Origin of the sequence: Bradyrhizobium sp. F1.13.3, from assembly GCF_040548265.1 — a bacterium.
GTDB lineage: Bacteria > Pseudomonadota > Alphaproteobacteria > Rhizobiales > Xanthobacteraceae > Bradyrhizobium.
In genome coordinates, this window is record NZ_JBEPRI010000016.1 from 97,082 (window position 1) to 112,491 (window position 15,410).

12 protein-coding genes are annotated in these 15,410 nt (G+C 61.0%); 10 read left to right on the forward strand and 2 right to left on the reverse strand.

All coding sequences use genetic code 11. The annotated features are described in order from the left end of the window. Nucleotides 1-26 precede the first annotated feature (26 nt). The 8 genes from ABIB66_RS33540 to ABIB66_RS33575 all read left to right on the forward strand — a co-directional run bounded on the left by ABIB66_RS33540 (nucleotide 27) and on the right by ABIB66_RS33575 (nucleotide 9,215). Nucleotides 27-1,385, forward strand: coding sequence for a formimidoylglutamate deiminase (locus ABIB66_RS33540; RefSeq protein ID WP_354210576.1), 1,359 nt, complete (start codon nucleotides 27-29; stop codon nucleotides 1,383-1,385). Further along, nucleotides 1,382-2,110: a histidine utilization transcriptional repressor HutC gene (hutC, locus tag ABIB66_RS33545; RefSeq protein ID WP_354210575.1), complete on the forward strand. Its 729-nt coding sequence runs from the start codon at nucleotides 1,382-1,384 to the stop codon at nucleotides 2,108-2,110. Before ABIB66_RS33540 ends, hutC begins: the two co-directional genes overlap by 4 nt. Nucleotides 2,111-2,216: 106 nt before the next feature. Continuing rightward, entirely contained in the window at nucleotides 2,217-3,161 is a 945-nt protein-coding gene (locus ABIB66_RS33550) for an ABC transporter substrate-binding protein (RefSeq protein WP_354065489.1), read from the forward strand. A 73-nt stretch (nucleotides 3,162-3,234) separates the two neighbouring features. Continuing rightward, on the forward strand, nucleotides 3,235-4,008 hold the full coding sequence (locus tag ABIB66_RS33555) for an ABC transporter permease (protein ID WP_027519414.1): 774 nt from the start codon (nucleotides 3,235-3,237) through the stop codon (nucleotides 4,006-4,008). Continuing rightward, entirely contained in the window at nucleotides 4,005-4,790 is a 786-nt protein-coding gene (locus tag ABIB66_RS33560; protein ID WP_275173273.1) for an ABC transporter ATP-binding protein, read from the forward strand. The genes ABIB66_RS33555 and ABIB66_RS33560 overlap by 4 nt, the downstream gene beginning before the upstream one ends. Beyond that, on the forward strand, nucleotides 4,783-6,015 hold the full coding sequence (locus ABIB66_RS33565; protein WP_354210574.1) for a Zn-dependent hydrolase: 1,233 nt from the start codon (nucleotides 4,783-4,785) through the stop codon (nucleotides 6,013-6,015). The genes ABIB66_RS33560 and ABIB66_RS33565 overlap by 8 nt, the downstream gene beginning before the upstream one ends. 700 nt (nucleotides 6,016-6,715) lie before the next feature. After that, on the forward strand, nucleotides 6,716-8,122 hold the full coding sequence (locus tag ABIB66_RS33570; protein WP_354257518.1) for a tyrosine-type recombinase/integrase: 1,407 nt from the start codon (nucleotides 6,716-6,718) through the stop codon (nucleotides 8,120-8,122). A gap of 319 nt (nucleotides 8,123-8,441) precedes the next feature. After that, nucleotides 8,442-9,215: a bestrophin-like domain gene (locus tag ABIB66_RS33575; protein WP_354059957.1), complete on the forward strand. Its 774-nt coding sequence runs from the start codon at nucleotides 8,442-8,444 to the stop codon at nucleotides 9,213-9,215. A 338-nt stretch (nucleotides 9,216-9,553) separates the two neighbouring features. On the opposite strand, the gene ABIB66_RS33580 is transcribed toward ABIB66_RS33575, so the two are convergent. Further along, a complete protein-coding gene (locus ABIB66_RS33580; RefSeq protein WP_354257522.1) occupies nucleotides 9,554-10,906 on the reverse strand; it encodes a phospholipase D family protein in 1,353 nt (450 codons plus the stop codon). A gap of 517 nt (nucleotides 10,907-11,423) precedes the next feature. Here ABIB66_RS33580 and ppk2 point away from each other — a divergent pair. Both ppk2 and ABIB66_RS33590 read left to right on the forward strand, forming a co-directional pair. After that, nucleotides 11,424-12,302, forward strand: coding sequence for a polyphosphate kinase 2 (ppk2, locus tag ABIB66_RS33585; RefSeq protein WP_354257525.1), 879 nt, complete (start codon nucleotides 11,424-11,426; stop codon nucleotides 12,300-12,302). Nucleotides 12,303-12,587: 285 nt separating this feature from the next. Then, entirely contained in the window at nucleotides 12,588-13,304 is a 717-nt protein-coding gene (locus ABIB66_RS33590; protein ID WP_354257528.1) for a hypothetical protein, read from the forward strand. A gap of 637 nt (nucleotides 13,305-13,941) precedes the next feature. Here ABIB66_RS33590 and ABIB66_RS33595 read toward each other — a convergent pair. Beyond that, the gene (locus tag ABIB66_RS33595) at nucleotides 13,942-14,103 is read right to left on the reverse strand and encodes a hypothetical protein (protein ID WP_354257531.1); all 162 of its coding nucleotides are present in this window, start codon (nucleotides 14,101-14,103) and stop codon (nucleotides 13,942-13,944) included. Nucleotides 14,104-15,410: the final 1,307 nt, after the last annotated feature.

Consider the following 15,410-nt stretch of genomic DNA (forward strand, 5'->3'; position numbering starts at 1 on the left):
CGGTTCTGTCCAGCCGGCATAGAAACATGACACGACTGCATTTCGCCTCCGCGCTCCTGCCCTCGGGCTGGGCCAATGACGTGCAGGTGGTGATCACCGGCGGCGCGATCGCCGAGGTGACGCCGGGCGTGGCGCCGACCTCCGGCGACGAACGCCACGGCCTTGCGCTTCCGGGACTTGCGAGCCTGCACAGCCACGCCTTCCAGCGCGGCATGGCGGGTCTCGCAGAACTGCGCGGCGATAGCACCGACACCTTCTGGACCTGGCGCGAGACGATGTACCGCTTCGCGCTGTCGATGACGCCTGACGACGTCGCAGCGGTCGCGACACTGCTTTATGTCGAGATGCTGGAGCAGGGTTTTACCCGCGTCGGCGAATTCCATTATCTACATCATGATCGCGGCGGCTCGCTCTACGCCGACATCGGCGAAATGGCCGCACGCATCGCGCAGGCCGCCGAAGCCTCGGGTATTGCGCTGACGTTGCTGCCGAGTTTCTATGCGCATGGCTCATTTGGGGGCGCAGCACCGCATGCCGGCCAGCGCCGCTTCATCTGTACGGTTGATCAATTTTCCGCGCTGATGGCTGCCTCGCGCAAGGCGATTGAGCAATTGCCGGGCGCGAATATCGGCATCGCGCCGCACAGCTTGCGCGCTGTGACGCCGGCCGAGCTTGCCGCGATCATTCCGCTCGCGGATGGCGGACCGGTGCACATTCATGCCGCCGAGCAGATGAAGGAAGTCGAGGATTGCCTGGCGTGGTCCGGGCGACGTCCGGTGCAATGGTTGCTGGAACACGCGCCCGTCGACCAACGCTGGTGCCTCATTCACGCCACCCATACGACGAATGAGGAACTGGCCGCCGTCGTCAAGACCGGCGCGGTCGCCGGCCTTTGCCCCATCACCGAGGCGAGCCTTGGCGACGGCATTTTCCCGGCTCGCGAATTCGTCGGTGCCGGCGGCGCCTTTGGCGTCGGCACGGATTCCAATGTGCTGGTCGGCGTCGCCGACGAGCTGCGCCAGCTCGAATATGGCCAACGGCTCAAGCACCGCAAGCGCAACGTGCTCTCTGCCGGCGCAGGCCGCTCGACGGGACGCGCCCTGTTCGATCATGCATTTGCAGGCGGTGCGCGGGCACTGGCACAGATGTCAGTCGGTCTCACGCCAGGTGCGCGCGCCGACATCGTCTCGCTCGACATCACCCATCCCTCGCTGGCGGGGCGCGTGCGCGACGCCGTCCTCGACGGCTGGATCTTTGCTGCGGGCAGCGGTGCGGTCGATTGCGTCTGGGCCGGCGGCGACAAGGTCGTCGAAGGCGGCCGGCACAGACTGCGCCAGGCCGCGCGCGAACACTTCAACGCATCGGTGCGGAGGCTCGTTGCATGAGCCTCGCCACTGATACGACCGACCAGCCCACGCTTTACAAACGGATCCGCGCCGATATCGAGAACCGCATCCTGACCGGCGAGTGGCCGCCCGGGCATCGCATCCCGTTCGAGCACGAACTGGTCGCGCGTTACGGCTGTTCGCGCATGACCGTGAACAAGGCGCTGTCGGAGCTCGCGCAAGCCGACCTGATCGAGCGGCGGCGACGTGCCGGCTCCTTCGTCCGCCGACCGCAACACCAGTCTGCCGTGCTCAAGATCGCCGACATGCGCGCCGAGATCACCGCGCTCGGGCGTGCTTACGGCTACGAGCTGATCGGCCGCAAGCTCCGCGCCGCAACGGCTGCCGACCGCGACCGCCTCGGCGTCAAGAAGGCCGGCAAGGTGGTCGCGATCACCTGCCGCCACAGCGCCGACAACGTGCCTTTCGCCGTCGAGGACAGGCTGATCGATCTCGCGTCGGTGCCGGATGCGGCGACCGCGGATTTTTCGCGTGAGCCGCCCGGCTCGTGGTTGCTTCACCATGTTCCATGGACCGAGGCCGAGCATACGATCAGCGCTATCATTGCGGACGATCGCACGGCAGAAGCGCTCGACATCGCCGTCGGCGCACCCTGCCTCGTGATCGACCGCTATACTTGGCGCAGCGCGCGCACGATCACCGCGGTGCGGCTGCTCTATCCCGGTGACTCTCACCGCCTTGTCGCCCGATTCAAGGGAGGCTGAGAGGACGATGTCGGCACAAATCGTGCAACGCTTCGCGCAACGGTCCATGAGGACCGACCAAGATCAACAGGACGTCAATCCATCGATCGGCAAGAGGACGACAATCATGCGTAGTTCGAAAGTATTTGCGACAATCATTGCTCTCACAGCTTCCACTTCCGTGCTCGCCGACGACGTCAAGGTCGGCGTCGGCATTTCCGGATGGACGGGGTTCGCGCCGCTGACGCTGGCGAAGGAAGCCGGCATTTTCAAGAAGAACGGCCTCGACGTCACCATCAAGAAGATCCCGCAGAAGGATCGCCATCTCGCGATCGCCTCCGGCGACGTCCAGTGCGCGGCAACGACCGTGGAGACCTGGATCTCCTGGAACGCCAACGGCGTCGCGACCAAGCAGATCTTCCAGCTCGACAAGAGCTACGGCGCTGACGGCATGGCCGTGCGCAACGAGCTCGCCGCGATCAAGGATCTGAAGGGCAAGACGGTTGCGGCGTCCGCGCCCGGCACCTCGCCCTATTTCGCGCTGGCCTGGATGCTCAAGAAGAACGGCTTGTCGGTTAAGGACGTCACCGTCGTGAACCTCGAGCCGGCTGCGGCCGCGCAGGCCTTCGTCTCCGGCCAGAACGATGCCGCCATGACCTATGAGCCGTACCTGTCGACGGTTCGTGCCGCACCCGACAAGGGCAAGATCATCGCGACCACGCTCGACTATCCGATGGTCATGGACACGTTCGGCTGCACGCCGAAATTCCTCACCGAGAACCCGAAGGCCGCCAAGGCGCTCGCCGACAGCTATTTCGAGGCCCTCGAAATGATCTCCAAGGACCAGGCCAAGGCCTACGAGATCATGGGCGCCGACGTGAAGCAGACCGGCGAGGCCTTCGGCAACTCGGCAAAGTATCTGCGCTGGCAGGACAAGGCTGCGAACCAGAAATTCTTCGCCGGCGATTTCCTGACCTTCAACAAGGAGGCCGCCGACCTCCTGCTCGAGATCGGCATCATCAAGGCCGCGCCGAAGGTCGAGGATCTCTTCGACGCGAGCTATATCAAGTAAGTCTCCTAGGAGCCGCCGGCCCCGTCTCGCGGCGGGGCCGGCAAACTTGTTCACCGCCCGGATAGACAGTTTGATGCGTCCCCTCGATCCCGTGACGTCAAGGCAGCGCGTGGCTTACGGCCTTGCGTTCTTCGTGGTGTTCGTTGCCCTCTGGTCCTGGGCGACCTTCGGCGGCCACGTGTCGAAGGTGTTCCTCGCCAACCCGCTGACCATGGTGCAGGAAGGCGTCGATCTGATCGTCAAACAGGGCTTCCTGTTCGACATCGGCATGACAATCTGGCGCGTCGTCGGCGGCTTCGTGCTGGCCGCCATCATCGCGGTGCCGTTCGGCGTGCTGATGGGCGCGTACAAGCCGGTCGAGGCGTTCCTCGAGCCGTTCGTCTCCTTTGCGCGCTATTTGCCGGCCTCCGCTTTCATTCCTCTCCTGATTCTGTGGGCCGGCATCGGCGAGCTGCAGAAGCTGCTCGTCATCTTCATCGGTTCGGTGTTTCAGATCATCCTGATGATCGCCGTCACCGTCGGTACCACGCGGCGCGACCTGGTCGAGGCCGCCTATACGCTGGGGGCCAGCGACCGCGGCATCATCCGCCGCGTGCTGTTGCCCTCTTCCGCGCCGGAGATCGCCGAGATCCTGCGGCTGGTGCTGGGCTGGGCCTGGACCTATGTCATCGTCGCCGAACTGATCGGCTCCTCCTCCGGCATCGGCCACATGATCACCGACAGCCAGGCGCTGCTCAACACCGGCCAGATCATCTTCGGCATCATCGTGATCGGGCTGATCGGCCTCGTCTCGGACTTCCTGTTCAAGGCGTTCAACGCGTGGCTGTTTCCCTGGAGGCTCGCATGACGATCCTCAAGATCGAACAGGTCTCGCGGACCTTTCCCGCGCGCCACGGCAACGCCCCAACGAGGGCGCTGGAGCCGACCGATCTTGTGATCGGCAACAACGACTTCGTCACCATCCTCGGCCCTTCCGGCTGCGGCAAGTCCACGCTGCTTCGCATCGTCGCCGGCCTGGATCGCCCGACCGGCGGACGCGTGGTGCTCGACGGACGCGAGGTCACCGGTCCGGGCGCCGACCGCGGCATGGTGTTCCAGTCCTACACGCTGTTTCCCTGGCTGACGGTGCGCGAGAACATCGCCTTCGGCCTGCGCGAGCGTGGGGTGTCCGAGTCGGAGCGAAACAAGATCGCCGACGCCTTCATCCGCCAGGTCGGTCTGTCCGGCTTCGAGAACCATTGGCCAAAGCAGCTCTCCGGCGGCATGCAGCAGCGCACCGCGATCGCGCGCGCGCTCGCCAATGACCCCAAGATCCTGCTGCTCGACGAGCCATTCGGCGCGCTCGACAACCAGACTCGCGCCCTGATGCAGGAAATGCTGCTCGGGATCTGGGAGCGCGACCAGAAGACCGTGCTCTTCGTGACCCACGACATCGAGGAAGCGATCTTCCTCGGCAGCCGCGTCATCGTCATGAGCGCGCGCCCCGGCCGCATCAAGGCCGAGATCAACGTGGACCTGCCGCATCCGCGCTCCTACAAGATCAAGACCACGCCCGAATTTGTCCAGTTGAAGGAACGGCTGGTCGAGGAGATCCGCACCGAGGCGTTGAAGGTTGCCGAGCATGCCTGACACTTTTTCACGCGCAAACGGGATGCGCGTTCTCGCCGATCTCAATGCGCTCCGTGCCATCGGCGCCTATAAGACCGGCGTGCACAAGCCGACCTTCTCCGAGCCGCACAGGCTTTCGCTGGATTGGCTGGTGCGGAAGCTGCCCGACGCGGGCCTCACCGCCGCGATCGACGGCATCGGCAATGGCTTCGGCACCAGCGCAAAGCCGGGACCCAAGCTGCTGGCGGGATCGCATCTCGAAAGCCAGAACTACGCCGGCTGGCTCGACGGCCCGCTCGGCGTCGTCTACGCGCTCGAAGCGGCCCGCGTGCTCAATGCCGATCCCTCGCTCGACGGCGCGGTTGAACTTGCCGCCTGGTGCGACGAGGAAGGACATTTTGGGCACTTCCTCGGTTCGCGCTCCTATGTCGGGCAAGTGACCGAGGCCGACATTGATGTCGCACGCGACCGCACCAGCGGCCGCAGCATGCGGGAGGCACTCGCCGACATGGGGCTGGCAGGACGACCGCGCATTACCGCCGAGCCGGGCCGGCATGTCGGATATCTGGAAGCGCATATCGAGCAGGGCGACACGCTCGAAAGCGGTCGCCTTGCGATCGGCGTCGTCACCTCCATCGTGGGCATCTGGCAATACCAGATTAATTTCGTCGGTGAGCAGAATCACGCCGGCACCACCCGCATGGCTGCACGGAAGGATGCCGGGCTGGCGCTGGCAAAATTCTGCGTCGCGATCGACGAGCGTTTCCCTGATACAAGCGGCCCGCGCACGGTCTGGACCACCGGCCGCATCACGCTCGATCCTGGCGCGCCCAGCATCATTCCGGGGCGAGCCGAAATGCTGTTCCAGATCCGCGACGACGATCCATCGGTTATCGCGCGGCTGGAGGAGTTGCTGCGGAGCATGGTGTACGAGGCCAGCGCGAAAGGCCCCTGCACCGTCACCCTGGAAAAGATTCGCACCGGCGCGCCGGCCATGATGAACGCGGGCATCCAGGACGCGATCGAAGCCGCGAGCAAGGCCTCGGCCGGCGGACGGTCCATCCGCATGCCCAGCGGCGCCGGCCACGACGCGCAGATGCTGGCGACGGTCATGCCCGCGGGTATGCTGTTCGTACCGTCGATCGGCGGCATCAGCCATCACTGGACCGAGAACACCGCCGACGTCGACATCGTCACGGGCGCGCAGGTGTTCGTCGACGCTTGCCGGCGGATACTCGGCGGCTAGAACGGCGTGCCGCCCCCACTCTCTCCCCATCGTCATTGCGAGCGTAGCGAAGCAATCCAGTATCCCTCCGCGGCCGCGGGCTGGATTGCTTCGCTGTGCTCGCAATGACGGAGTATGAGGCGGTAGCGCCACTCTTCGAGCTCGCATTTTGAATTGCAGACACAGCTTCGCGTCCTCGCGGCGCGTTTCGCCCGAGCTTTGCCTGGTCATTCCACCCTCTTGTCCAAGAGGGCGCAGGGAAGGCCGGGTGCCGGCTGGCACCCGCGGTCCGCTGCGCGAAAAGCACACGCAGGAAAACCGCACAGCAGCATACAGGTGTAGCCAATCACTCGGCCTTCCCTGCGCGATGGTTGGACGGCTTATGCCGTGCTCTCCCGGGAGCCGAACTTTCCTTCTGGCCTCCCTCGCCTCGCGAATTGGATGATGCTGTCTGCCCGGTTGGGCTCGCACACACCTCCGCGACAGCTTGACCGTAGCAACGACGGCCAGGACCACACGTCTATATTTTGGCATTCGGTGAAACACGCCGAAACTAAACAAAAGACTTTAAAACAGGAGCTTTTCGACTACCCTGATACAGGCTGTTTCAGCGGGCTTCACCAAATTAAGGGCCCGGCCCTAAGCCTTTCAGCGTCCGCACGACAAACTGAAAGCCTCAAAGCCGAGCCCTTTGGTCCCAAGCCTTAGGAGCCGAAACCACATGGATAGTAGCATCGCCCCCTCCCCCGTCGGCAAGCGCGGCCGCAATAGCAGCGTCATCCTGACCGACCGTCTGTGCGAGAAGCGGGTCGCCAGGCGGACCAAGCTCTACGACCGGAAGTGCCCTGGTCTCTATGTCAGCATCACCACGGCGGGCGTGGCAACCTTCTCGTTCAAGTTCACCGACCGGCAGACCGGAAAGCTGCGCACCGGCTGGCTCGGCATCTACAATCCCGAGACATTTACGGTCGAGGACGCCCGTAGCAAAGTCTACGGCCTCAAGGGACTGGGTACCGAAGCTATCGCCGAGACCTTCCGCGACCAGAAGGCGACGAAAGCGCGGCGTGGCAAGACGGTCACCGAAATCATCGAGGAGCGAATCGAGTGGATGAAGACGCTGGTCCGTAAGCCGGACGGCGAGATGCGGCCCCGGCTGGAGGCTTGGGAAAACACGGCGACCCACCTGCGCCGCTTCCTCGGTGCCCGGCTTGGTAAAACACTCGCGGGCGATGTCACAAAGCATGACATCGCGACGCTATCGAACGACATCGTCGCGGGGAAGTTTGGCAGGCCCTCGGTCAGCAACGCGCGCCACATGCGCAAGGCAGCGTCGGGCCTGTTCAACTGGGCGGCGGAGGCAGGCCGCGACTATGTGACGGCCAGCCCTTGCATCAACCTGCCCAAGCTCGATCCCGAGCATCCGCGCACTCGGGTTCTCTCCGAGGACGAGATCAGGACTTTCTGGCATGGCCTCGACCGCAATGATCTGCCCTATGACCGCCGCACCCGCCTCGCGCTCAAGTTCGAGCTGGTGACCATGCTGAGATCACGCGAAGTGCTCGGTGCGCATCGCGACGAGCTGTTTGACATCAAAGGCAAATATCCGCGTTTTGACGTACCTCTCAAGCGGGTCAAGAAGCGGCGGGTGATCCAGCAGCCGTTGTCGGATCTGGCTCTTGAGATCATCAAGGAGGCGCTGACCTCGGATGATCAGCAGTTCGTATTCGAGAGCCCGATATACAAGGGCCAGCCGATCCACCGCAAAGCGATGGCCGACGCGCTGCGCGGCATGAAACACGAAACGAACAAGAACAAGACCAAGACCACCGGTCTCTGCGAGTTGCTCGGACTCAAGCGGTTCACGCCGCACGACCTGCGCCGGACAGCGGCAACATTGGCCGGCGATCTTGGCTTTGACGATGCTGCCATCGCCAAATGCCTTGACCACGCCGTGACAAAGAAGGGCGAGACCATCGTGCCGACCGTCACGGGCAAGGTCTACAACCACTCCCAACGGATGAAGGAAAAGCGGGCGGTGCTGGACGGAATCGCCACCGAGCTGCGGCGGATCGTCGGCGAGCCTGTCGCCGAGGGCCTGGAGCATGGAGGGCCACGGCTCGTCGCCTGACTGCGCCAATCCGACCAACTCTGAGCCCATCACAGGTCTCGGGCCAGGCCATCCCCCTGCGCAGGGAAGGTTTAGGCCAAAAAAAACTCAAGTATATCAAGGCAATGGCGATCATGTGTCTACATTTGTGTGCGATCCGGCGACGGCCGGCTGCGAGACAATACAATATATGAATGTTCAGAAGCCCTGTGGGTAGCAGTGGAGGCCCGCTCGCGCTCCGGTCAGCGGATGACTAATACCAAGACCATGATCTCGATCAAAAGTATGATCAGGTGTTCTGAGCATCACAAGCGACCGGGGGAATTTTCAAGGTGAGGTCGTGGGGCAACTGTACAACTTCTACTTTCTCGTCATTTTCTCAATTGGCGCCGCCATTGTCTTTCTAGCGAGCGAATTTGGATGGCGACTGGGAATACGGACCGAGGGTCACGGCGCGAGCGCCAACATCTCTGCGCTGGAGCAATCGCTTTTGGGATTGCTAGCTTTGATTATTGGGTTCACTTTTCTGATGGCGCTCACGCGTTTCGAAGCTCGGCGCGAAGCGGTTCTCGTTGAAGCGAACGCGATTGGCACGACGGCTCTGCGCGCACGCCTCCTGCCAGCACCTCATCGGGCCGAATCACTGAAGCTCCTTCGGGAATATGCCCAGATACGGATCGTTCCGGCCGGCAAGCCTTTTGCGGAACTTCCGACACTTGTTGATCGTTCGAACACGATCCAAGAAGCGCTATGGCAGCAGGTAATAGCTCTTTCTGCCAAAGATAATAGTATGGTGCCAACAGGGTTATTTATCCAAGCGCTTAACGAGATGATCGACGACCAAGGAAAGCGTCTTGCGGCGTTGCAAAACTTCATTCCGCACATTGTCTTACTAATGCTTTCCGGCATGGCTGCTGTTGCGTGCGGCTTTGCGGGCTATGCAAGCGGGCTTGACCCGCTCCGGACTCGAACTCCTGTTCTCATTACGGCTGCTCTAGTCTGTAGCGTAATATTCGTAATACTCGATCTGGACCGCCCAAATGTCGGCTTCATTACGATAAGTCAGCAACCATTGATCGACACATTAGCAAGCCTTTCAACCTTTAACGACTAGCGTTGGTGCCGAGATGCGCGCTCAATTCCACGTCAAAGCAGAGCATAGCGTGATGGGGCCGGGCAACAGCGCTGCAACGGTTCAGCGTGCCCGCCCAGTTCGCATGCGAGCGAATGCAAGCTATGGGCCTGTTTGAACGCGCGGCGACGCATCACAGGCGGCAGAACGGCAGTCATTTCGCAGACTTCCAGCCCGGGGACTGCGATTCGACGGGGGGCGTGGAATGCCAACCCGCTAGGGTTGCCGCGGATAGTGTGCTGGCCACAATTGCAAGCGGCCTCTGCGCCTCGTTCGGAAGTCATGGCTGTTGCTCGCCGTCGGTCGCGAACGAACCAGCGTCAAAGTTGCGAGTCGATAGGTAGGAGCTTACATAGGTTGGCAGCCAAACGTCTTCGAAAGCCAGCGTCGGGCTCGTCCCGATAGCTCACCTTTTGACCGTCCCTCTCCGTCTCCCACACCAATTCCCCTTTCGGATCGAGGAGGACGCGGTAGCAATTTTCGGGAGCCACACCGGTCCCCATGTAGTCAGTCAGCCTTTTAGTCAGCTCTGCACTCTCGATGTAGAGGCCCGCTTCGGTGTTGATCACGGCAGAGCGCGGATCGAGATTGAAGCTACCGATGAACACGGCTTCACCGTCGAAGGCCATGGCCTTGGCATGCAATGCCGCTCGTGACCGCCCGGAAACGAGCGACCAACCAGACCGAAAAGCGTCAGTGTCCGGGCGCAGTTCGTATAGCTCCATACCATGCCCGAGCAGCCGCCGTCGGGTCTTGGCATAGCCTGAGTGGGCCGGAAGCATGTCGTTCGAAGCGAGCGAGTTCGTCAGTACGCGCACACGAACATTCCGCTGCTGCAGCCCCTTAACGGTCGCCTGCGCTCCGGCCGGCAGGACGAAGTACGGCGATTCGACCAAAAGTTCCTTTTTCAGATGTGCGATCCGTTCCCGGATGAAAGCAATGACATTATCACTCTCCCTGCCGGGGGCGATGCTTTCCGGATCGTCGGCGACAATATAGCCGTTAGCCCATACGAGATTGTCGCGAAGCTCGCCGCTCTGGGTCGCCAACTGGTCGAGGTCATGGTCGATTGGATAAGGATAGTCGGCCGCCGCAATCGCCTCACGCAATCGAAACATGACGACATCGAGATCGTCTGCGCCATGCTCGCTATCGACGATGGCTGAGATCGGCACGGTTGAGCAGCTGTTCCAGTACTGGTCGAAAACCCTCGAGAGATCTGGGACGACAGGCCCAACTGCCAACACGTCCAGATCGCGATAATTAGCAATGGTGTTCACCCCATAATAGATGTCACCGATGTTGCGGCCACCGACAATTGCGGCCGCGTTGTCAGCAACCATCAACTTGTTATGCATGCGTCGATTGACCCGGCCGAAATCAAAAATGAAATCGAGAATTGACCAGCGCCGGTTAGTGAGCGGGTTGAACAGACGGATCTCAACATTGGGGTGAGCGTCGAGGCACGCTTTGACGGAATCGCTGTCCTTGTAGAAGGGATCGTCGACGAGGAGGCGCACCCTGACGCCGCGATCGGCAGCCTTCATCACGTGGTCGACGACGATCCGACCGGTCGTATCGCCATCCCACATGTAGTACTGCATGTCGAGGCTACGCTCGGCCAAGTCGGCCAACGCCAGACGAACGATGAAAGCCTCGCGCCCGCCGCTCAAGAGGCTGAAGCCGGAAAGGCCAGGATGCTGATCGGCCGCCGACCCGAAGAATTGGCCCAGCCTCGTCGACGCAGGGTCGCTGAATGCTTTCGATGGCTTTCGGGGAAAGCCTGTCCGATCGGTGCTACCGGGGGTGAGAACTTCAGCAAGCCAAATTATAAGTGTGCGTGGGAGTCCGTGACGAGCGAGTGCCCGAGGCTCGACAGACTCCACAGCACTGCCGGCTCGCTGTGTGTCGGCGTCCGTCCGGCGGACGCCTGCGTCGTGGTAGGCAGTTTCGCGGCACATGGCGCTCTCCAACCTCCACGGTCAATAATGCAAGACGACATAATAGCAATCCGTCAAGTGCAAGCTGGCGACCTTGCGACTATTGGGGTGTCCATATCACCGGTCGCTGCCCTTACCGTCCAAGGCTACTCGCCTTGCAGGCGGTCACCTCCTCCGGGATGGAGGCCAATTGCTGTGAGAAGCGTTGAGATAGATCAATGGCATCACGGCAGATCGACTTGAGTAAGGGATGAATACCTTTTGGCAGGGAGGATTGGCGATGGCGTCGAAAAGCAAGCAGAAGAATCGCGCGGTAGTCCAGGCGCCAGACGCGTTACTCGGCAAGAACGGCAAGATCCCCCGCAAGCATTTTGAGGAGGAGCTGGCGAAGCTTCAAGTCGAGCTAACCCAGCTCCAGACCTGGGTCAAAGACCAGGGGGCTCGTGTCATTGTTGTTTTCGAGGGCCGGGACACGGCGGGTAAAGGCGGCGTGATCAGCCGGATCACCGCTCGTACAAGTCCGCGGGTTTTCCGCCATGTAGCCCTGCCCGCCCCCTCCGACCGCGAGAAGACCCAAGTCTACATCCAACGCTACATTGCGCAATTTCCAGCGGCGGGCGAGATCATCCTCTTCGACCGCTCGTGGTACAATCGGGCCGGGGTCGAGCGAGTAATGGGTTTTTGCACTGACGAGCAGTACGAGCGCTTCATGAAGATGGTGCCCATGGTCGAGCAGGAGATGGTCGTCAACAACGGAATCACCCTGCTCAAGTATTTCCTCGATGTCAGCCAGGAGGAGCAGCGGCGGCGGTTCGAGGCCAGGATCAACGACCCGATGAAGCACTGGAAGCTGAGCCCGATGGACACTGAATCGGTGCGGCGCTGGTGGGACTACACGGCGGCCTACCAGCGCATGATCGAGTCCACCCACACACCATGGGCGCCTTGGCACATCGTCCCCGCCGACGACAAGCGGCGCGCACGTCTAAACTTGATCCGGCATCTGCTCGACAGCATTCCTTATAGGAAGGTCGATGTCGCCCTACCCAAGATCCCCAACGCGCAGCAGCGTCCCAAGAATGCTGCGGAGGGTCTACGCGCCGGCCAGCCGATTGCCAGCCATTACTGATTTGGACCGTGTTATGCCGGCGTTGCGTACGAGCGGAAGGCGCCGCCGTTGCTGTCCAGCCAAACTCAAAGCACCTGACGAAATTGGAGATTCGCGGGAAGACGGTTTTCCACGTTGCTCGGATCGCCGCATTGACTTCCGTCGCACCCATTCGCGATCTTCTATCTTTGATTTAGGTCAATGACCTGCGCCCGAGCCAAAAGACTGCTCGGAGGAGTTGCCGTTAGCCTGTCAACACCTTGGTGATCGCCACGGCCAGTTCGGCGCAACCTTGGAGAGCTACGCATGAGCCAGCCTGCCATTACGGCCTCCTCGCTGACTAAGCTTGTACGGCGGGCCATCAATTGGTGGCTTGCACAGGTTAGGCATGCACTTCCTCCGACGATTTTTTTCCTCGTCGGCTTCAACCTAATCCTATGGACCAAACACCTGATACTGCAGGAGCACGGCATCGAGTTCAGCGGCTTCTTCATAGCGTTAGTAGCAGCGCTGCTAATCGGAAAGGCCGTCTTGGTAACTGACAATCTGCCCTTTATGCGCCGATTCGACGGTGCTCCATTGATCCAGCCCATCTTATTCAAGAGCGCGATCTATTGGTTTTGCGTGCTGATCGTGCGGCTGGCCGAGGAACTCGTCTACTTCGTCGCTGCAGGAGGCGCGGTCGCCGACTTCGGTGACCATTTCGCGGATCAGTTCCCGTTGGCCCGTTTCCTATCAATACAGTTATGGCTGATGGTCCTATTCCTTGCTTACGTCACGACACACGAGCTTAACCAGCTCTTCGGCGACGGCGAACTGTTTCGTCTGTTCTTCCGCTGGCGCTCGTCCGAGGTCAAACTTACCCGCCGTCAGCGCATTCGCCTGTTGACGCGCATCAACCGGCTCACTGAAACCAATCCAATCGAGGCGTTCAGTGATCGAACATCGCCCGTTCACGCGGAGCTAGTCACCATACTCCGCGAGCTTGCTTCTCCGCCTGTCCATTCGGCGACACACGCGTGACTGCCGGCGCGGGCACGATCCAAATTCTTCGAGTCAAACACGGAGTATAACTTTGCTGCGGCAAGCATTTGTCGAACCGGTTAAGTCGTCTTAGCGCGAACAGCAAGCACATGGTGAGAATGATTATAACAGCGAGCCGCATAAACCACTTCGATCCCTTTAGGCCGGCACCTCAATCGATGTTAGGAAGCTGATATCCAGCCCGACGATCTCTCGCCGCGAATGATCGAGGCCCGCCAAGTCGTCCAGGAATATATCGACAGCCCGCGTGGCGTGATCCGGAGGCTCGACAACAGAACGATTAACGAATCGTCGCCAGGACACAGAGGTCGGCCTAACAAGGCAAGCGGGACCTCTGACGCTGAGCGTGATCGGCGGGTCGTGACGCATTGCGCAGTACGCTTGATCTAGATCGACAAGATACGCTACGACCAAGTCTTCCGTCTGAGCTTTGAGTGCGGCGTCTCGATAGACGACCCTCTCGGCTTCGCCAGCTCCGCGAAGTCTAGGGCTGATGCTGGCCGAACTTCTCGAACAGGATCATGGCCAGCAGGTTCGGCCCGGCAAGTCGTCGAAAACCAATCGCTTCGAGTTAACCGCGAACCTGAGGTAGCTCGGAGCTAAGAGCTTGTTTCTTTCACGTCGGTCGAGCATGGATCATAAGTCGTGCATGCGCCTGCTTCAGCCACTCGCCTGCAAACAAGAGCCACTGCGCCTTGGCGATCGGTTCTTTGGTTGCGCGTGCCTCCTTGCGGCACTCTTCATATTCGCGACGGAACTTGGCCCTATCGCCGTCCATGACGCCCACCCGCGGACCCTAAGGATCGACCTAAGCCGGATTACAATCCTGGCGAGCGCGGACATGGAAGGCCTTAGTCTATGTTAAGTGCGCTCCAGCTTACACAAACCGCGGCAAGATCAAAGTAGGCCATCCTAAGTTCACCGCCCGCGTGGATCGTTCAGTGGGCGAAGCCGTGGAGAGCCGCGCATAAGCGAACGTTGATGGTCGATATATTCCCGCACTACCTGCCGAACCTCCGCCATTTCCACGGGCCCGTCCTCGCGCTGGGCGCTTGTCTCAACTCGCGTTCCGGCGCTTTCCAGTATGGATCGTCGTAGCTCGTATACGGCGTTTGCGGCTTCCTCTGAAAGCGCGCGCGCCTGCTCTCGCGCGGCACGGGCCTCATCGATAAGCCGACGATGATCAGCGTCAGCGTCTTCTGTTTTTGGCTGTGTCATTTTTGAGCCCCGAATCAATTGACGTCGCATCATGCGATCAACGTCGAGAGCGGTCGTTAACTTAGATTATCGCGCCCGGTTGAACGCAAGTCGGCTCAACAACGCCGGGCGGTAGGAGAGACAGTCTCTACACCCAGGCGGCACTCAGCCGGTATGTTCGATGCCTGTAGCGCGAAAAAAATGGTCGAAGGCGGCTGGCTGGAACAGCACGGCCAGCGCTATGAGCCGACGGCGCAAGGTCTGCGAGCGGTGGAATGAGCGCATATAAGCCCCAGTTAGGGGCTCTTCGCGTGCGGATTTCCTCCAACCTCAAAGCAAGTACAAACGGCCTCAGCTTCTCCCTAGCCCCCGGAGCTGAGGTCGTTTCGTATTTGCGGTTATGTCATGTCTATGTGGCACAAGCATTGCAGATTCATTGGTGACTGGGATTGCTGGTCCCCCAGTTTGATACAGGGCGCCGCCGGGATGCTGCATTTCAAGCCCGGCGGCGTATCTTTGTGGAACATCAAAGCCTCATCCGCCGTTCGGCGATGCTGACACGCTCGAAAGCGAAGGAGCGGCTCGCGGCGGCGTGGGCTGAGTTCAAGGACCGATGTTCACCTGACGAACTGGCGAAGGTCCTCGGCGAGATGAACCATGCTAGCAGATCGGATCGAATCGCTAGGTCAACATCTGGTCGGCGTAAGCCAGCATGGAATTTCCTCGGAAGGAATCAATGCTCTCGGGAGATGCGGGAGTATGGTCCCGGCGGTGACGATCAGTCCGGCATTGTATTTGGCCCGCGCAAAATCTCGCGCTTCTGCTTCGGTTACAAACATCTTTGTCAGGCGCGGATGCCGGCGTGTTAGCAGTGTGCCATCAGCGGGC